15 protein-coding genes and 2 pseudogenes are annotated in these 18,457 nt (G+C 61.8%); 8 read left to right on the top strand and 9 right to left on the bottom strand.

The window, feature by feature from the left end; all coding sequences use genetic code 11:
• Positions 1 to 4: 4 nt before the first annotated feature.
• The 3 genes from ACR652_RS09985 to ACR652_RS09975 form a co-directional block, all read right to left on the bottom strand.
• The gene (locus ACR652_RS09985) at positions 5 to 580 is read right to left on the bottom strand and encodes a DUF3280 domain-containing protein (protein ID WP_434506362.1); all 576 of its coding nucleotides are present in this window, start codon (positions 578 to 580) and stop codon (positions 5 to 7) included.
• A 122-nt stretch (positions 581 to 702) separates the two neighbouring features.
• Complete coding sequence (locus ACR652_RS09980) at positions 703 to 1,353, bottom strand: response regulator (RefSeq protein WP_434506361.1); 651 nt, start codon at positions 1,351 to 1,353, stop codon at positions 703 to 705.
• Positions 1,350 to 2,744, bottom strand: a complete 1,395-nt coding sequence (locus ACR652_RS09975) for a histidine kinase (protein ID WP_434506360.1) — start codon at positions 2,742 to 2,744, stop codon at positions 1,350 to 1,352. Before ACR652_RS09975 ends, ACR652_RS09980 begins: the two co-directional genes overlap by 4 nt.
• A gap of 229 nt (positions 2,745 to 2,973) precedes the next feature.
• Between ACR652_RS09975 and ACR652_RS09970 the strand changes: the two genes are divergently transcribed.
• The 5 genes from ACR652_RS09970 (at position 2,974) to ACR652_RS09950 (ending at position 8,412) form a co-directional block, all read left to right on the top strand.
• Positions 2,974 to 3,402, top strand: a complete 429-nt coding sequence (locus ACR652_RS09970) for a regulator (RefSeq protein ID WP_434506359.1) — start codon at positions 2,974 to 2,976, stop codon at positions 3,400 to 3,402.
• A 2-nt stretch (positions 3,403 to 3,404) separates the two neighbouring features.
• Positions 3,405 to 3,821 carry a hypothetical protein gene (locus ACR652_RS09965; protein ID WP_434506358.1) on the top strand — a complete coding sequence of 139 codons (417 nt, stop codon included), beginning with the start codon at positions 3,405 to 3,407 and terminating at the stop codon, positions 3,819 to 3,821.
• A 438-nt stretch (positions 3,822 to 4,259) separates the two neighbouring features.
• Positions 4,260 to 6,998 (top strand): tetratricopeptide repeat protein, encoded by a 2,739-nt coding sequence (locus tag ACR652_RS09960; RefSeq protein WP_434506357.1) that lies wholly within the window; start codon positions 4,260 to 4,262, stop codon positions 6,996 to 6,998.
• Positions 6,999 to 7,025: 27 nt separating this feature from the next.
• Positions 7,026 to 7,739 carry a hypothetical protein gene (locus ACR652_RS09955; protein WP_434506356.1) on the top strand — a complete coding sequence of 238 codons (714 nt, stop codon included), beginning with the start codon at positions 7,026 to 7,028 and terminating at the stop codon, positions 7,737 to 7,739.
• A gap of 376 nt (positions 7,740 to 8,115) precedes the next feature.
• A complete protein-coding gene (locus ACR652_RS09950; RefSeq protein ID WP_434506355.1) occupies positions 8,116 to 8,412 on the top strand; it encodes a hypothetical protein in 297 nt (98 codons plus the stop codon).
• A gap of 480 nt (positions 8,413 to 8,892) precedes the next feature.
• Here the strand turns inward: ACR652_RS09950 and ACR652_RS09945 are convergent, their stop codons facing one another.
• The 3 genes from ACR652_RS09945 to ACR652_RS09935 form a co-directional block, all read right to left on the bottom strand.
• The gene (locus ACR652_RS09945; RefSeq protein WP_434506354.1) at positions 8,893 to 9,156 is read right to left on the bottom strand and encodes a hypothetical protein; all 264 of its coding nucleotides are present in this window, start codon (positions 9,154 to 9,156) and stop codon (positions 8,893 to 8,895) included.
• Positions 9,157 to 9,285: 129 nt separating this feature from the next.
• Complete coding sequence (locus ACR652_RS09940; RefSeq protein WP_434506353.1) at positions 9,286 to 9,570, bottom strand: curlin repeat-containing protein; 285 nt, start codon at positions 9,568 to 9,570, stop codon at positions 9,286 to 9,288.
• 95 nt (positions 9,571 to 9,665) lie between these two features.
• Positions 9,666 to 9,944 (bottom strand): hypothetical protein, encoded by a 279-nt coding sequence (locus ACR652_RS09935; RefSeq protein WP_434506352.1) that lies wholly within the window; start codon positions 9,942 to 9,944, stop codon positions 9,666 to 9,668.
• Positions 9,945 to 10,212: 268 nt separating this feature from the next.
• Between ACR652_RS09935 and ACR652_RS09930 the strand changes: the two genes are divergently transcribed.
• Entirely contained in the window at positions 10,213 to 13,782 is a 3,570-nt protein-coding gene (locus ACR652_RS09930) for an outer membrane beta-barrel protein (protein WP_434506351.1), read from the top strand.
• A 47-nt stretch (positions 13,783 to 13,829) separates the two neighbouring features.
• Here ACR652_RS09930 and ACR652_RS09925 read toward each other — a convergent pair whose 3' ends face one another.
• Positions 13,830 to 14,555: a helix-turn-helix domain-containing protein gene (locus tag ACR652_RS09925; protein WP_434506350.1), complete on the bottom strand. Its 726-nt coding sequence runs from the start codon at positions 14,553 to 14,555 to the stop codon at positions 13,830 to 13,832.
• Between the two features lie 605 nt (positions 14,556 to 15,160).
• Here ACR652_RS09925 and ACR652_RS09920 point away from each other — a divergent pair.
• The gene (locus ACR652_RS09920; RefSeq protein WP_434506349.1) at positions 15,161 to 16,465 is read left to right on the top strand and encodes a sigma 54-interacting transcriptional regulator; all 1,305 of its coding nucleotides are present in this window, start codon (positions 15,161 to 15,163) and stop codon (positions 16,463 to 16,465) included.
• A 533-nt stretch (positions 16,466 to 16,998) separates the two neighbouring features.
• Positions 16,999 to 17,481, top strand: a pseudogene (locus ACR652_RS09915) (DUF2778 domain-containing protein); the annotation flags it as partial.
• Positions 17,482 to 17,563: 82 nt separating this feature from the next.
• On the opposite strand, the gene ACR652_RS09910 reads toward ACR652_RS09915, so the two are convergent.
• Both ACR652_RS09910 and ACR652_RS09905 read right to left on the bottom strand, forming a co-directional pair.
• On the bottom strand, positions 17,564 to 17,923 hold the full coding sequence (locus ACR652_RS09910) for a hypothetical protein (RefSeq protein ID WP_434506348.1): 360 nt from the start codon (positions 17,921 to 17,923) through the stop codon (positions 17,564 to 17,566).
• Between the two features lie 404 nt (positions 17,924 to 18,327).
• Positions 18,328 to 18,457 (bottom strand): annotated as a pseudogene (locus tag ACR652_RS09905) (IS5/IS1182 family transposase); the annotation flags it as partial.

Below are 18,457 nucleotides of genomic sequence, written 5' to 3'. Positions count from 1 at the left end.
GGGCTCACTCCCGGGAACTTCGCGCGGCATGATCAAGACGCCTGAGTTCGGGCTCGACAAGTTCATATCTGATCAGGAACTTCAAAGCCCTGCTCCAGGAGTCGTCCGTTTCGCCGCGCAAATCCGTCTGCGAAACATGGACGAGCTGGCCCGTCCGCGCGTCACGAATCCGGATTTCCAAATATTGTTCCATTACGCTGATCTTGCGAAAGAAGCCGACGAAGGACATCTCCGCCCCCAGCGCGCGGGCGGCGTCGGCGTCGCAGCCATTGCATTTGCGAAGCCAGTGTTCCGCCACCATCGGACTCGAGGACGCGCCGACGTCGACAGGCTCGAACAGGCCCGATTGCGACAGCAATTCGCGAACAAGCCTTGTCATGCGCTGTAGGCGCGCAGTTTCGGCTGCGCTCTCTCCCGCGAGAGGCCCACCCGCGCTGAAATCGTCGAGCTCCAGATCGAAGATCGCAAGCCGGATCGGTCGTGGCGCCTCCTTCGCCTGCGACCGCGCGGGAATCGCGACAGCCACACATAAAGAGAGTGCCAGAGACGTTGCGATATGGATGAACGACACGGACGCCATCTTGTTTCTCCCGCTTTCGTCCTGAAGGACAGACGGGAGAAATATGGATGAAGCACAATCGTCGGGCTTCGGTAAAGCGCCTGATCTGGGCTGGGCAAATTCCCTGACGCCGCAACATCAGCTCAGTCGGCGCCGGCCGTTCCCACCAGCCCCGCGCCGATCGCGAGCCACACCAGATGCGCGTCGGTCCGCGCGCCGATCTTCGACTTGATCTGATAATGGTAGTTCTGGACGGTCTTCGTGCTGAGGTTGAGAACGTCGGCAATCTCCTCTGTCGTTTTGCCCTCCGCCACCAGTCGCAGAATTTCCGTCTCACGCGTGCCCAGCTCTTCGATGAGCGATCGGCCGTCTCCGAGACGTTCGGCGGCGATCTCCCGCGCAATGTCGTCGCTGAGCGCGCGGCCGCCGCGCGCGACGGCGCCCACCGCCTTGATGAGATCGCCGGCGTCGCTGCTTTTCGTGACGTAGCCAGCGGCGCCCGCCTCAAACGCCTTCAAAGCGAAAGCCGATCCGCTATGCATCGTAAAGACGAGGATGCGAGCGGCTTTGTCCCACTGCCGAATGTGGCGGATCGCCTCCAGTCCGCCGGCGCCCGGTAGAGACAGATCCATGATCACCACATCGGGCGCCACGGAGCGATAGGCCTGATAGGCCCCGGCCGCATTGTCCGCTTCGCCGACGACATGGTAGCCCGGCTGCCGTTCGAGCAAGCGGCGATATCCCTCGCGCACGATCGGATGATCGTCGACGAGGAGGATGGAGACCGCCGTCATATGCCGACAAGCCCGTTCCGCGATTCACTCGACATCGCGAGCGGAATGATTGCGGCGATGCGTAAGCCGCCTGCCGCCCGGCCGATGGAGAGATGGCCGCCCAGCGCCGCGATACGCTCGCGTATCCCCAGCAGGCCATGACCCGCAGATGCGATCACGCTTGCTGGATCGCCGCCGCCATTATCCTCGATCGTCAGCGCGATCGCATTGTCGCCGGCCTGGCCGCGTTCGATGCGGAGGCGAACATCGCTCGGGCGACCGTGGCGCATGGCGTTGGTGAGACACTCCTGAGCGATCCGATAAACGCTGGTGGAGACGGCGCGCGGAACGCTCGCAAGATTTCCCGCCAGATCGAGATGCACGATGGCGTTGGCGCGCGGCCGCGCATTCCAACCGGCGACGAGTTGAACAAGGCAGGCCTCGAGCCCCAGCTCCTCCAAATCCTGGGAGCGCAGGCGCGCGAGCGCTTCACGCAGCGTCGCCATCATGCGTTTGGCGACATTGGAAATGGAACGCGCGTCTTCTGCGAGATCGGGCCGGTCGCCGGCGCCCGCCTCTATGGCCGCCGCGAACGCGAGCGTCGCCGTGAGACATTGCCCGAATTCATCGTGAAGATCCCGAGCCAATGCGCGCCGTTCTTCTTCCTGCACTTCGAACAGGCGCTTGGTGAGGGCCATGCGCTCGGCGGCCGTATGGGCGAGACGCTCGGCAAGATCATTGACGGCCCGCGCGATGAGACCAAACTCGTCCGCCTGACAGGCTTCGATCGGCCGTCGACAATTTCCGGCCTCCAGACTCCTGAGCCCTGCAATGATGGTCTGGGTCGGCGCGAGCGACCTCGCAATGGCCATGGCGGCCAGAAGGCAGATCGCCGCCGCCATGGACGCGGCAATGTTGAGGACGATGGATATCTGCCGCCATGCCTGTCGGACCGCCGCATCCGCGTCGGCCGTCGCGACCACCGCGCCGGTTTCCGGCTGCCGCACGGTGAGCTGACGGGTCTGTGGAGTCTCCGGACCAAAAATGTCCCGATAGGTGCGCGCAAACCACTCCGGCGCCGTCGCGCCGACGCCCTCCAATCGGCTGCAAAGCTGACGCGGCTCCTCGCCGATGGGCGCAAAAGCAATACACACGCCCGGCGAGATGAGCTTCAGGGTCGACAGCGACTCCCAGTTCGGAACCGGCAACACCTTGTCGCGCCGCATGCTGCCGCGCCACAGAATCTCACGCCAGAACAGGTTTTCCAGTTCGTAGGCGACACGATCTGCCGTGGCGGCGGTTTCGGCTTCCACGCTCCGATGAGCGTCGATCATGACAAAGGCGGAGGCCGTCATCAGAGTGACGGCCACAATCGCAATGAGCTGGGCGATCAATCGTATGATCAGGCGCATGCATCCCACTCCGCTGCTTTTCGCGCGACTCCCGAACTCTAGCCCGAGGCGGGCGCGCCGCCAATGGGCGGGCGACGCATCCGCCAAATTCGGGCAAATTGCCCGAAGGGGATCAGATCGCCGCCGATCGGACTGCGGGAAGATTCCACGCTTGAATCCGGGCAATCTGCCCTGGGCGTCTGGCGCCAACATGCTGCAATGTGCTCTCGAATTCTTCAGGAGAGCGCGCATGGCTGCCTTTTACGACGACGAACGTGTGATCCAATGGAAGACCATCGAGGGCATCGACCATCTGTCGCTCTCGGTTCTCGACCTGGACGAAAGCAACGGCGTCCTCCACGTCCTTTTCAGATTTGCCGCGAATGAGCGCATTCTCCTTCATCGCCACCTGACCCTGAACAAGACCATGACTCTTTCCGGCGAACATCATCTCTATCATGCAGATGGGAAGCTGAAGGAGGTGAGGCCGGCGGGGCGCTTCACTGTCGCGCCGCCATCCGACGAGCCGCATCGGGAAGGCGGCGGCGAGCAGGATGCAATTGTGCTCTTCGCCATTTACGGAAGCGGCGCGCTCTACCAGGCGCTCGATGAGCAACTCAATGTCGTCCGGACGCTCGCCGTTCAGGACTTTGCTCACTTCTACGATGGAGGACGGTGATCATGTGGCTCTCCGCATTCGCCGTCGGCGGCGCCGTCTGTCTCTCCATGGCGTTGCTTGAAGCATGGCTGCTCGTCGCACTCCTCGCATCCTCCGGCGGCGCGCTTCAAAGGCTCGTGCCGAACCGCGCCGACCTCCTCCGCTCCCATGTCGACTATCTGATGATGGGCTTGTTCCTCTTCGGCTTCTACGGATTGTGCCGCCTTACGGGCGCGGCGCCCCCGAACTGGCTGATCATCGCGGCGTGCCTTGGCGCCTTTTTCAACCCCTTCGCCTTTCTCGTGCACGCCATGCGGCCGGATCTCAAGGCCGCGCCCAACCCCGCCTTGTTTGCTGCAGTGCTGTCGAGTTGCGTCGCGACAACCATTGGCTTCGGCGCAACAGCGTGGATGGTTGCGGCGGCGGCGGTTTTGCGGTGACGGTCTGGTGTAAAGGATCCAAGAGACACCTCTGAAGATGGCGGGTCGCGACCGGCTTGAACGGCGTCCCACTGGGAACGCAATATTAACCTCACTTTGCTCGCATGCGGGACAGGCGCGCGTTCCGCCTATTTTCCGGCAAAATGCCCCTGCTTTGCCATTCTTGTGTTTTTAGAGTCTTCACCAACGCCCGCGTCCCTTGAGGCCTGGATGCATTCTCTGTTATTGACCGGTCCTGCGGAAAACCATTCTGGGGCTCAGGCGCTCGGCGCCTGGTTGAGGGAAAACGGCTGGGATGTCCGGTTTGCCGGGACCGAAACACGGGCCTGGTCGTCAAATCTCGACGTCGACGCTGTCGTTTTCCTGATCTCACGCGCGTCGGCCGGCCAGGAAGGGCTCCGCTTTCAGCTTGAACTTGTCCTTGGAGCGGGTAAACGCGTGATTTGCGTCGCACCCGAGTCGCTCTCCAACGACGAGATTGCCGCCCTTGTCCCCGCCTCTGTCGTCGTTGTTCGACTCCCCATTCACATCGACGCAGCGGCTGCATTCCCCGCTGAGAGGCTCGCAGCGCTCAAGGCCGCGCTGGAGTCGAGCCGTCTCGACGCGCATTCCTTCGACTGGCCTCCCGAGCAGGAGAAGAGCCGTCCCTGCTACAGGGGCCTCGAGCCGCTCACTCCAGCGGACGCGGGGGTGTTTTTCGGCCGCGACCGCGCGCTCAGGGAATCGCTTGAAGCCCTGCGATCACTCGCGCATGGACGCGGCAGCGGGGCTTTCGTTCTGACAGGGGCAACGGGCGCCGGCAAATCGTCATTTCTGTGCGCCGGCCTGCTCCCCCGGCTTGCGCGGGAAGGCGAGAGCTTCTGCGTCCTTCCCGTGCTTCGTCCTGGCCGAGGCGGCTTTCGTGGTGCGCAGGGATTGGTCCAGGCCATCGCGGTCATGAAGGGAGGCACATCGACTCCGCAGCAAATCGCCGAGGCTCTTGCTGGCGGCGTGAGAACATTGGCCCCGCTGCTGCGGGGGCAAGAGACGCCAGCCGACGCGAATACGTCCAGTTCGCCAAAACTCGTCGTCACAGTCGATCAGGCGGAAATGCTGTTTCGGGATCAGACGCGCGATGAGCATGCAAAGCTCCTGCTCGTTCTCAAAGCCCTGACGGATTGGGAGGACAGCGGCGTCATCATTCTGTATTCGGCGACCGCCGGCGCCTTCGAGTCGCTTCAGTGCTCGGCGCTCCTTCCGGCCATGCGCACAAGGGTTTTCCCTTTACCGGCCTTCTCCCGCGCCGAACTCGAGTTGGTGATCAGCGGGCCGTTGCAGAGGTCGGCCAACCCTTACCGTATCGACGCCGAGCTCGTCACCGCCCTTCTGGACGATGCGGAAGCATGCGCAAATCCCCTGCCGCTTCTCGCCTATGTTCTCGAACAGCTTGCACGGCGGTCGCCGCCGAATGGAGCGATCTCTCTTTCGGATTACAATAGCGTCGGCCGCCTCGCAGCTTGTCTGGACGCGGCAGGCGATCGCGTTCTCGGAATGGGTGCGGATCAGCCTCCGCCACCGGACCATGATGTGCGGCTCGCTCTGTTACGACGCGGCCTGATCCCCTGGCTTGCATGCATTGATCCGCAGGGTGACGCCCCACGGCGGCGGCTCGCGATGATGCGCGAAATCCCCGTCACATCGCTACCCCTGATTGAACGGCTGGAGCAGGAGCGGCTGCTCCGGCGCGTTCGGGACACGGAGTCTCCCGAGACAGCCTGCGAACTCGTCCATGACGTCTTGCTCGAGCGCTGGAGTCTTCTCAGGGCATTCCTTGCCGAGGAGCCGAGGCTTGGCGCCGTGGTGGAGGGTCTCAAGCGTGCGTCGAGAAATTGGGACAGGAATGTGAGATCGCCCGACTGCATCGCGCATGCTGGCGCGCAGCTCGAAACGGCGGAGCATCTCTACGCGCAGCCTGACACTTTGGCGCTGCTCGACGCGACCGATCGCGCCTACCTCGTCGCCTGCCGCGACGTGAAGAAGCACGAAAGGGAGACGCCGGCGCAGGCTCCGCTGATCGAAATCGAGCCGCGTCGAGCGGAGATGTTTGTCAGCAAAGGCGAAAGAACACGCCGGCCCGCACGCCTGGCCTGGGCGGGCGCCGTCGTGGCGTTGTCCATCGCCGGAGTCGCCGCCTGGAAATGGCAGGAGGCGTTGCAGGAGAAGAGCGCCGCGGATGCGCGTCTGGCGCGGACGGAAGCGTCGATCGAGTCGGCAATTGGTTCATCAAACAGCTTGCTGAAAGATCTGACTCAGAAGCTGTCGACGGGGAACACGGAACAGACGCGTCTGGTCAAGGATGTCGCGAGCCGGGTCAGCGACATGCAGCTACGTCTCGACGATCAGGACGCCTTCAGCAGGACCCTTCGTCGAACGCAATCCGTCGGCCTCAATACGATTGCGCAAACCCTGATCACCGCCATGAATGCGCCGCAGGCGCTTTCGGCTGCGCAAAAATCCGTTCTGCTCATGCAGAAGTTGACGAGCCTCGATTCAAATAACGCCGGCTGGAGGCGCGATCTCTCGGTCAGCTACGAGACCCTCGGCGACGCACAGCTTGCGGTGGGAGACGTTGACGGCGCGCTCGCGTCCTATCGCTTCGATCTGAACATCGCCAAGGCGCTCGCGTCTTCGGCCCCGGACAACCCGCAATGGCGCTGGGACGTGTCGGTGAGCCGGGAAAAATTGGGCGACGCCTATTTCGCGAAGGGCGAGTTCGACAAGGCGCTCGAAGCTTACGGAGAGACGCGCGCGACGAGAGAAGCGCTGCTAAACGCCAACCCGTCCAACACGCGCTTTCAGCGGGGGCTCGCGATCAGCTATGAACGTATCGGCTCGACGCTTGCGAAGCGCCTCGACATCCCGGGCGCCACGGCCTCTTTCGAGGGCGCGCTGGAAATTTATCAGAAGCTGGCGCGCGCCAATCCGGAGGACGCCCAGGCGCTCCTTTCGACCATCGCCCCACGCTGGCGGCTCGCAGAGCTCAACCGGCCGAGAGCGCGGGACCATCTGAACCCGGCTCTTGAGATATTGGAAAGGCTCGCGGCTCAAGGGCGACTGGGCGAGGACAAGGAGCAATGGCTCGTGCGCGTCAGGTCAGAACTCGCCGCGCTTGATCAATCACCCATCCAGACGCCATAAGCGCGATGCGGCGAAGGTGAGCACAAGATGATGGAGCATGCGTGGGGACGGCGGCTTTGCTCGGGCATTGCGCTCCTGGCTCTGCTTTGCACGAGCGTCGCCTTCGGCCAGGGCTACGAACCGGATGACGAGGACGCGATACCGCCAGCGCCGATCCCGCATCCGCATGCGCCGCCGGCCTATGATCCTGGCGATGACCCCCCGCCAATGGAGCCCGAACTCGACCGATTTCCGCGCGAGCGCGGTGCCGCGAGGCTGGCGCCATATGAGCGTTATCTCGATCGGCTTCCGCCGCCGCCTGTCGGATATGTCGGCCCAAGGCCCGTTCCCATCGAACCGGAGTTTGAACGCGCGCCTCCTCGCGAACGCAACAGCGCGAGACTGATGGCGCCGAGGCCTCTCGAGGAGCCGCCGCGCCTCACGCCAAAGCCCTTCGGCCCGCCGCGCAACCAAACCGGTGGGCAGCTTCGCGACGATCAGTTTCGCCCGAAGCAAAGGCCAGCAAACCTTACGGGCAGCGAAGCGAAGGCGCATGTCAAACCTGTGGCGGCTCGACACGAGAGCTCCCCGCCCCGCATCGCACCGCCTCCGACAATCCCCGAGAAGCCGGCGCCGGCGCCGGTCGCCGCCCAGATCACGCGTGCGCCTGAAAAGGTTGTGAAACCGCGCAGCGACGACTCCGATGCTCACCCCAGCTTCGTCAACAAGGGTGAGGGCAAGGTCAATCTGGAAGAACGGTGAGTCTGCGGCCTGAGATTGCGCTCATGAGCCGCTCGACCATATTTCAGGCAGGCTGATTTTCGCCGAACGAGTCAAATGATTTGCCAAAGAGTCGGCTTTGAGCGCTCAATGAGCGACGACATCGGCGCTTCGGAGAGTTTGTCGCCGAGTTTGGCAGTCGAGTCTGACCAAAAGCATGAAAAGAATTTATGTACCTTCTTCCATATTGACACAGGAATCCTGAATCGAAAGAGTCCACCGCGACATCCATTCAATCATTTACGTGTTTCTCCTTACTGCTTATTTCCAAGTATTGCTGTGCGTCGTCTCCAGATAAACATGATCTCGTGGAAGGCCGGTCACTCGGGCTTCTATCGGACAGAAATGGAGAACGACTATGAAAAAGCTTCTCATTTCCTCGGCTTTCGTTGCTCTGAGCGCCAGCGCCGCCTTTGCCACCCCGCCGGCTCCCCCGCCGTCCCCGACGCCCAGCCAGTCCCTCACCGCCACCATCACGAACACGAACGCCGCGATCGCGAACCAGGCGCAGACGGCGACTGCCACCGGCATCGGTTCCATGGGAAGCGGCTCGGGACTCGGCGTTGGCGTCGTCGTTCAGAACGCCAGCCAGTGGAACGCAGCCGTCCAGAGCGTCACGAACCAGATCGCCGGTGGCAACAACTGGAACTTCTAAGCGGGCGCAACTGTCCCGAGAAACTGTCGTGGCGGCATTTCTTGCCGCCACGCCCAATGGGCAGGAAATGCTCGCGAGCCTTGGCTGCGAGGCAATACGCCTCGCCGCCGAGGCAAAACGACTTTCATCCTATCGAGACGCAAGGGCCTCATTGGAGGTCACGTCATCGAACGGCGCTCCGCAGAGGATTTTCCTCTTTCACGCCGCCCCGCTCCACAGAGATGCACGGCGGCGGCGTAACGCTTCTTGATCCTCGCAAGATGTTTGTTCGCTGAAGGGCGAGAGGCGAGCAAGAGCGGGCCGACGATTTTTTCCAACAGTTCTCATCGCCCTGCCAGCAACCGGATCGGCGGGTTGTCGCGTTCGCCGACCGGAAGGGATTGCGGCAGCATATCCACCAAATGGCAAAATGGCCGCGTCGGACTGAGGTTCCGACACGGCCATCCTGATACTGTCCTAGAGACGAAAGGTGATTGTGGCTCAGGGAGCGAAGTGCTGAGAAAGAATATTCGCTATGAACTGCTGGGCGTTGGCGCTCTGGCCGCCATACTGTCCGACGCCAGCCACTCCCGTGCCGCCCATAAGGCCGATGCCGAGCGCGACGCCTGTTTGCACCTGGACTGGGAGCGCCACATTGATTGAGGTCGGGACATTGATCTGAGGCGAACCAATGCTGGTCGAATCAGCATAGGCGGCGCCTGCGGTCGCAGTGAAGACTGCAAAGGAGACGAGAAATTTCTTCATGGTCCGGTCCTCCGATTTCTCTGCCGAAGTCCACCGGGGCGGCCTTCGACAACTGGCATTATTTTGACGATCCAAGCAAAAGGATACTTGTAAAAAAGGACTAACCCCAAAGTATACGGGCTGCGCGGATCATGGGGCCGCCGAGATGAAAGGCAGGACCGCTCCAATCTGCGTGATGTTCGCGATGTTGTGATAGCCCTGCTGCGAGACATAACCGGTGTTTTGTGGCCCCACCTGCGTGAGGTTGAATAAATTCGCGGCTCCCGCCTGGCTCCGTCCGAAAACATTGTTCGGGCCGACCTGCATGCCCGCTATAATGTCCACCATGTTGGTTTGGTAGACGTAGAAATGGTCGCTCGCGTAGGAGCGCCCGGCGGCGCAAACGACGAGAACCAAAGCGACTGCATATTTCATGCTCTTTCTCCTGCGCAATGCCGCGCGGCGCACGACCAGACGACGGCGCGTCGCTTGTCGTGGCCGCGAGAACGTCACGCGTGCATTGGAACCCATCAGGGGTAGATGAATATGGGGACCTGAGTGATCATCGCCTGGTTGTTGATCGTCGAGTTGACGACGTTTGCGGAGCCCTGATAGATGACAGCGCCGGTCGAGGGGCTCCCGCCGCCTCCAATTGCAATCGGGACCTGCTGAATGACCGCCAGATTGTTGATCGTGGAACCGAAAATGTTCTGGCTTGACTGGAAAATCCCGGCGCTCGCGCTCGGGTCTGCGTAGGCTAAACTCGTCGGCGAGAATGCGATTATCAAGGCGAAGAGAGGCTTTTTCATGAGATTTTCCTCCTCGAATGAGTCACTTCCTACAAAGCCTAAAACGCGCCAATTGAAGATTTAGGCAGCATTGCGGCCGGCGCCAGAGCCATTCCCCCTCCCGGATAATTACACACAGAAAAAAGCAAAATAATACGTATTTACACTTATGTTGCGCAAAGGGCGCACGGGGGCTTTTTTTCCGAAAAAACCGTCGCTTCCATGGAATGGACATCGCTCGTTCGTTAGGTTCGGTCGAAGGTTCCATTTAGCTTGCGAAGAAGAAACTTTGACCCGACAGCGGAAACAACGAAACACGGCCTACCGCCGCGCTTGTGGCCTTGCGCTCAGCGTCGCCGGCGTGTGGCATTTCTCGCCCGCCAGCGCACAGTTCTTCAACCCGACGGTGCTCGCGCCGCCGGCCGCGCCGCCGGTGGCCCGCGAAGCAAGGGTGGCTGTGACCCGTGGTCAACGCGGCTTGGTCATCCCCGCCGACGCGGCCAAGCGATTTGTGACGGTGCGCAGCGTCGTGATCGACGGCGCCTTTCCTGAGCTCGCGGAGCAAAACGCCGCGCTCGCCTCGAGGCTGCAGGGGGCGCGGCTCAGCGTAGCGGATGTTTATCAGGCGACGGCCGAGCTGCAGGCGGCCTATGCGAAAGCTTATCCGCTGGCCTATCTCTCGACGCCCGATCCTTATTTTTCGAACGGCGTCGTTCATCTGGGTGTGACAGACGGGTTCATCGGGAAGATCGAGATTGTCGGCGCGCGCGCGCAAACGGTCGATCTGTTGCGCGCGCGCCTCGATCCGCTGGTGGGTCAACGCCATCTGACCGCTGCGGAGTTCGAGCGCCGCACGATGCTTCTGGGCACGGTCGCGGGCGTCACCGGCATGGCCAAGACCGCGCCCGGCCCGGGCTCTGCCGAATTCGTGCTGACCTTTGAAACCAACGAATCCCCGATCACCGGGGGCACAGTGATCTCCAACCGTCTGCCCAAGCAATTCGGCACCTGGGAATTCTCCCAGTCTTTCGCGGTCAACAATTCGCTGGGGCTTGGCGAACAGATTTCGGGCGCGGTCGCCTCGACGCCGGATTTTGACCGCTATTTCGATGGTACCGCAAAGAGTCAGTCGTACAGCACAGACGTTGCAGTTCCGATCGGCGCGAATGGCCTCGTGGTGGGCGCCAGCTATGTGATGGCGCGCACGCGCGCGACTCCGCTGCTCTCGACTTTGCCCGGCGAATATCTCACGCTCGGCGAGCGCGTCGCCGGCAGGTTCGATCGCGTCAACGCACGCGCCGCCTATCCCCTGTTCCTCACGAACGATCTTACGCTCCGCGTTCAGGCAAGCGTCGATCACACCAATTATCGTAACCGCTTCGAGCCGTTTCCGCTCGGCTTTGTCGATCCCGCATTCTTTCTGGGACCGGTCAACGACATCACGCGCGACCGCTATGTCGCGGCGAGATTCGGCGCAGAAGGCTCCTATCGCCTTCCGTGGCTCCCCAGCGTGACGGTTTCGGGCCTTATTCTCTACGCGCGCGGGCTCGGGGGACGCCTGGACAGCTCGGATTATCTCTTCGGCCCGCATCTTTCCCGAATCGGCGCCGATACGGCGTTCAATCGCCTGAACGTGAAGGCGCGCGTCGATGTCGCGCTTCCCGAACAGTTCCAGTTCACCGCGATCGGCCGCGCACAGACGAATTTTGGCCGGCCGCTGATGATCACCGAGAATTTCCGTCTCGACGGCTTCGACGCGGTGTCGGGATATGCGGCCGGCACGCTGAACGCGGATCGCGGCGTCACCGCGCGCGCCGAACTGTCACGTCCGGTCGTCTTTTCCCTGCTGGATTACAACCACGTGGTCTCTCCCTACGTGTTTGGCGCGTGGGGCAGCGGGATCATCGAGAATGTCAACGCGGGCGCTTATCGGCATTTCTGGGTTTCGACCTACGGCGGCGGTCTGAGAGCGGACACGAGTTTCACAGGGTCTCTGTTCGGCGAGACGCTGGCGCTGGAGTTTGGCCGCGATGTTTCGAACATCCCTTTCCGCCAAACCGGCTACCGCACCAATGTGAATTATAATATCCGCTTCGCGGGCGACCCCTTTGCGCCGGACGCCGCGGCGCCGACGCCGACGGGCATATTCAAGAAAGGTCCCCCGGTCGCGCCGGCGCCGTTGCTGTGGCAGGGATTCTATGCGGGCTTGAACGCAGGCTATACGTGGGATCCCCGTCCGACCGTCACGATGGCCGGCGCCCCCGTGCGAACGGAAATCGACGGCTTCCTCGCGGCTCCGATCTTCTCCTACTGGGGCGCGGGCGCCCTGGGCGCGAATGGCGTTTCGCTGGCGGCGGGCGGAGGCTTCTCCGGCGGCGCGCAGATCGGCTACAATGTCCAGGCCAATCGTTTCGTCGTCGGCGTCGAGAGCGATATTCAGGGGTCGAACGACCGCACCCGGCATAGCCTGGCTTCCCTTAATGTCGGCTCCTCGCTTCTCGTCGGCGCGCCGCCCGTGCCGCAGACCGACGCCGTCAACATCACCGCGCATCACGAGAAAAACGTCGATTGGCTCGGCACCGCGCGCGGGCGCGTTGGCTTTCTCGTTGCGCCGACTCTTTTGGCTTATGGAACCGGCGGCTTCGCCTATGGCGGGGCGCGGGCAAACACGTTTGTCGAGCAGAACTGGAGCGGCGACGGGCCGCTGGGCCCACTCCTGCAATCCTCGGGCGCCGTTGGGCGGTATTCCGGAACGCGAACGGGATGGACGATCGGCGCCGGTCTGGAATGGATGTTCGCGCCGAACGCCAGCCTCAAGGCGGAATATTTGCATTACGACCTCGGCAGCGTAAACTACGCGCTCTCGCCGCTGGTCACCACGTTGCCGACGGGAAATTACACATATCCGAGTCCCCCGCCATCCGCGCTTGTCAACTCCGTGGCCTCCTACGCGCGCACGCAGTTCCGGGGCGACATCGGACGCGTGGGATTGAATTATCATTTCGGCGGTGGGGGAGTCGACTTCGCCTCCCCGCCGCCGGCGGCTTTCGCCACGGGTTTCTATGCGGGCCTCAACGCCGGTTTCGGCTGGGATGCGAGCAGACAAGTCGTGACGACCGCCGCGCCTGCGGTGAGGATGCTCGACCAAACTCACGATGGAAATACGCTTGGCCTCGCAGCCGCGCAGACGGCGAACGGAGTCGTCAATGCGGCCGCGAATGGCGCTCTGGGCGGCGGCCAGGCCGGCTTCAACTACGTCCTCGATCGCTACGTCGTCGGCGCCGAAGCTGATCTGCAAGGCGCGGCTCAGCACGGGCGTGGCGGCTTCGGCGCCCAATCGTCGTTTTCGATTGCCGGCATCCAGATGGGAAACACGCAGACATCGGCCGCCGTCGAGAAGACTCTCGACTGGTTCGGCACATTGCGCGCTCGCGCCGGTTTTCTGGTGACGCCATCGATCATGGCCTTCGCCAGCGGCGGCCTCGCATATGGCGGCGTGACACTCCAAAACCAGGTCGCGCATGTCAGTGTGGGCGCGCCTTTCTACCAGTCGATCGGAGACGTCTCGCATATCTCGGAGACAAAGGTGGGCTGGACGGTCGGTGGCGGCGTCGAATGGCGCTTCACGCCGGCAATGAGCCTAAAGGCCGAGTATCTCTACTTCAATCTGGGCCATGCAAATAGCCGCGGATCAATAGCGGATGTCACGGCGGATCGCGCAAACGCAATTACGCCTCCAGTCTTCTTCATGGACAGGGCCGCGCTCACCACGGGGACCCGCTTCAGCGGGCAAATCGCCCGGCTCGGGCTCAATTATCACTTCGATCCGATCGCGCCCGTGCCGCTGCTCGGCAAATAGGAACCGGATGGGTCGCCGCGCCGTCACGCGGCGACTCGCCCTCTTGCTCAGGCAAAGCAGGCCCCGTTCGCATCGGGGTCGAATCGCTCCATTTCAGCGATTCTGATCACCGCCTCGGTGCGATTGCTCACTTGCAGCTTTCGCATCACGTTCCTGATGTGAACCTTGACGCTGCTTTCGCTCATCGCCAGCTCGTAGGCGATGGATTTGTTGGATTTGCCCTTGAGCAACGCCTTGACCACGTCGTGCTCGCGCATTGTGAAATCCAGCTTCGTCGTGCGGCGGAAGGTCTCCGGCTCGCTTTGCATCGGCCGCGCCAAAATGTCGGCGGGCACGAAGACGCCCCCCACGAGCACGAGCTTGATCGCCCGCGCGACGACCTCGAGCGGGGTGTCGCTGGGAACATAACCTTTCGCCCCGCTTCTGAGACGATTGACGATCTGAATTTCGCTCTCGCCATCAGAGAACAGGATCACGGGAATCTGTTTCTCCCATAGCGCCAGCTCTTGAAACAGCTTCAACTGTTCGCTGTCGATGTGTCTTGGATCTCCGCTGAGAATGATGACCCCGGCCAAGGCTGCATCCTGGCTCCAGGCGACGACGTCGCCATAGGTCAGGACCGGCAGGCCGAGTTTCTTTTGCAGGCAGAACGCCAGGCATTCCCGGATCAAAGCCCTCGCCTCAATCAATGCAATTGGCTGGATTGAACCTTCCGACAGGCTGGATGGGGCGAAGTCGTGTTCGAGAAGTCCGTTTCGTGCTTCCTCAATCATGATACCCCCATAACGCAGTTTACAATGTTGTTAGAACTACGCGGGGATGATTAGGTTTCAGCTAGGGGACAAAAAAATTGAACAACCCGAAACACTTGAAGCCTTAGCTCAGGAAGAGCCGCAAGGTTACGGCGCAGCCGATTCTTTCAACGGCGCCGCATCAGGATACGTTGGGGGGCAAAGATCGCCAGACTGGTCTCCTCTCGCTTCCGCCTATTCAGTCCAAGCCTCGGCGATGCAACGCCATCGCTCTGCAAACCTGACCGCGCGTCCTGGAAATGCGCGTGCTCCCTGATATGCGCAGCTCACCCGGTTCCGGACCTCATTCACGAACGAATATTTGACGTTCGCGCGTTGAGACAAACGCAGGTTCATGAGGCCGGCTTTAAAGCCATATATGGAGCCACGTAGTATTCTTGGCTCCAATTTGACAAAACCGACTGAGGCCAGTCGGATTCCAATGCGCTTTGAGCGTGTTCCTCCTTGCGGCCGAGAGGGAAATCTATAAATGTTGCTGGATTGTTTCTCTCAATGCTACGGACGCGATGGGGCAAGCCAGCAGCGACGCATATCGGCCAGAATTGACGCGTGCGGGATGCAAGACTGTGATCGTCGGCGACAAAAGCGCGGCGATGCGCGCCATTCTGCAACAGGCGCTATCGCAATTCGGCTTCAACGTGCTGACGACCGGGGACGCCGAGCAATTTTGCGCCCTCGCCGCGACCCCCGGCGCTCACCTCGCGATCATCGACGAAAGCCTGCTTGGCGATGAGGCGAGCTTACGACGCATTCTTGGCGAGGCGGCCCCCGATCTACCGGTCATCGTCACGCATGGCTCGACAACGGCCTCCACGCGCCACGAACATCCGCAGTTGCGCGCGCAGCTTGCCAAACCTTTCGATCTCAGGCGCCTCGTTGATCTCTGCTCGGAGACGGCTGGCGGCGCGCGCCCGACATCCGGCGACACCGGGGCCATTGCGCTGGTCGGCAGATCGGCGACAACCCAGCAACTCTCTCGCGCATTCATGCGGCTTGCGCAGACCGATTTCCCCGCCTTGATCGTGGGCGAGCCGGGAACCGGGGCGGAACTCGTCGCGAAAGAACTGCATAAGCGAGGCACGCGGTCGAAGGGGGCATTTGCACATTTGGACATTGGCGCGCTGACGACGCGGCAGATCGCGGCCTTTCCAGATGAAAGCGTGACTCCAATGACACGGGGCACGCTGTATCTCGAAGAGATTGGAGACCTACCCCTCGATGCGCAGGCCCGTCTTCTGCGTCTCCTGAAAGTGGAGTCGTCGAGCGCCCCGCGACTCATCGCCTCCACGCGCAAGGATCTGTCTCAGAGCGTTCTGCAGGGGATGTTCCGGGAAGATCTTTTTTATCGCCTTAATGTCGCGCCCTTGCGCCTGCCGCCCCTGCGCGAACGCCTGGAGGATTTGCCCGACCTCGTCGACGCCGTTCTGAAGCTTGCACGCAGGGACGGACTGCCGGCGCAGCGCATTGAAGAGAGCGCCCTCGAATGCCTCACGCAATATGACTGGCCTGGCAACATCCTCGAGCTGACGAATTTTCTGCGCCGTCTCGCTCTGCTCTATGGAGACGAGGTCATCACCGCTGCGATGGTGCGTGCAGAGCTTGCGCATGAGCCGCGCCGTCCGACGGCGACGAGAGAAGCATCGCTGACCGAGCGCGGTCTCGCCAACGCGGTCGAAAATTACATCGCCGGCATGCTACGGGCGGGAGGCAGCCCGCCGCCCAATCTTTACGATCGGCTGTTACGCGAGATCGAGGCGCCCCTGTTCCGCAGCGTCCTGGACGCGACACGCGGCAACAAGCTGAAAGCTGCGCAATTGCTGGGATTGAACCGCAATACACTCCGCAAAAAGCTCGACAGGTTGGGGATATGACGCATCTGATCAGAGCGGGGTCAGAGCGCGAGCTTGACCTTCTGAACAGCGGATATGGGTCGAGCCCAAGCGACCGGCGGGAGCCGCCGGGTTTCGCGATCCGTCCAGCTGTGATGGATTTGCAACGCATTCAGGAACAATGGCTTCTACTCACCATTCTGCATCACAATAATCTTGACTGAGCGCAAAGCGGTTCGCGAAATTTGTCGTTATCTTTGTTGACCCCGATGGCGAATGGCGGGCGCCCCATGCATGGATTCGAGCCCTATCTGCTCCTTTTGGTCGGCCCCTTCCTGGGTCTGGCGACCTGGGCTCTGGGCCGCATCCTGCCTGGCTGGCGCATGGAGCTTGTGCTTTTCATTATCGGGTCTCTCGTTTTTGCGAGCCTGATCGCGGCTCAAAGCGATCGGCCCGGAGCCCCATTCACCCCACCCTTACTGGTCGCCGAGGGGCAAAGTGCGACGCACCCCGACATCGCTGAAGCTCCGACGCGGGATCGCTGCATGGAAGAAGGGCCAGACTCACGACGCTGCTTCGATCAGTGGACGGCTGTCTATGACATCTCGGCCCATACGGTCTACCTTCCGAACGGGACAAAACTGGAGGCGCATTCAGGGCTTGGCTTGCGACTGGATGATCCTCGCTATGTCCATGAACGGATGCGAGGGGCAACGCCGCCGAGCGTTTATGATCTGGCGTTGCGGGAAAAACCTTTCCACGGAATCCGGGCGTTGCGCCTGACGCCGACGGATCGCAGCAAAGTGTTCGGCAGGACGGGACTCCTTGCCCACACCTATATGCTCGGGCCGAAGGGAGACTCAAACGGATGCGTGGTCTTCAAGGACTATCATGTCTTCTTGCAAGCTTATGAATCCGGCGAGTTGAAGCGCCTCGCCGTTGTCGCGCGCATTGACGACGCGAGTCTCCAACGCTTCTTTGGAGATGCGTGGTTGTCAGGCGCGGAGTCGAGACAGGCTGGCGCCAGCGTCGCATCTTACACTAGCGTGTCACACTGACCGCGGTTTGGACATCAGAACGCCCGCGGCCTATGAAAGGCGCGGGCGTTTTTTATTGCGAGCGAGCGCTCAAGTCACGCTGCTAGAGCGGACCAAGCCCCAAACCGAACAGCCCGCCTCCACCGAAGCCGAGGCCGAACAAGCCGCCGCCATAACCGTATGCGCCACATCCACCACAGGTCGGGTAAGCCGCCCCGTAGGCGCCACAACCGCCATACGACGGATAAGCAGCGCCGTAGACGCCGCAGCCACCGCCATACACGGGCGCCGCGGAACCGTAGACTCCCGGAGCGTTGGCCGGGTTCCAGCCCGCGTAGCCATAGCGATAGCGGGGCCAGCCATAGTGCCAACCCATATGCCAGCGGTGGTGGCGATGAGGGTACGGCTCCCAATGCGCTTGAACGGCGGGCGCCGACAGGCTGACGGTGGCGTTGTCGGCCATGGGCATAACGCCGGCGAATGACGTGGCCGGCAACGAAGACGCGACGCAAGTGACGAATAGCGCCGCAGACAAGCTTCTCCTGAGCATCTGGGCCTCCTACAGACATGCTGCGACAGGTGAACTAGGAGAGGCAAAGCGCTCTGCGAGCGTAACAGGCGGGCGATTGCGAAAAAAAGCTGGCCTGATCCAGCGCCGCCCCCGCCTGAAGGCGTCCCAGTTTGGCGTCAACCATGCCAAACTCTGTCCGCGCTCCTTTTCGGGTTCTTTCCCCCTGTTGTGGCGGGGAAGGTTATGGCTTGCCTGGCCTTACCCCCGTATAAGCAGCCCTCTGGAACAGCCACATCGTTACCGGCGTTAGAGTTCTTAACTTAACCTTCAGACCCGGGACTTTTCGCTAGAGGGTGTTATGCACCTTGGAGCATGAATTCTGCGGCGCGCTTGAGCATGAGACATGCGAAGGCGACGACGTGGAGGCCTGCGAGGGTCTGAGCATAGCGCTCGTAATCTTTGACGAGCCGCCTGCATCGTGTCGCC

The sequence above is a fragment of the Methylocystis sp. genome (assembly GCF_051061225.1).
Taxonomy (GTDB): domain Bacteria; phylum Pseudomonadota; class Alphaproteobacteria; order Rhizobiales; family Beijerinckiaceae; genus Methylocystis.
The sequence above is the reverse complement of the archived record's forward strand: the minus strand, read 5'-3'. Positions and strand labels throughout refer to the sequence as shown.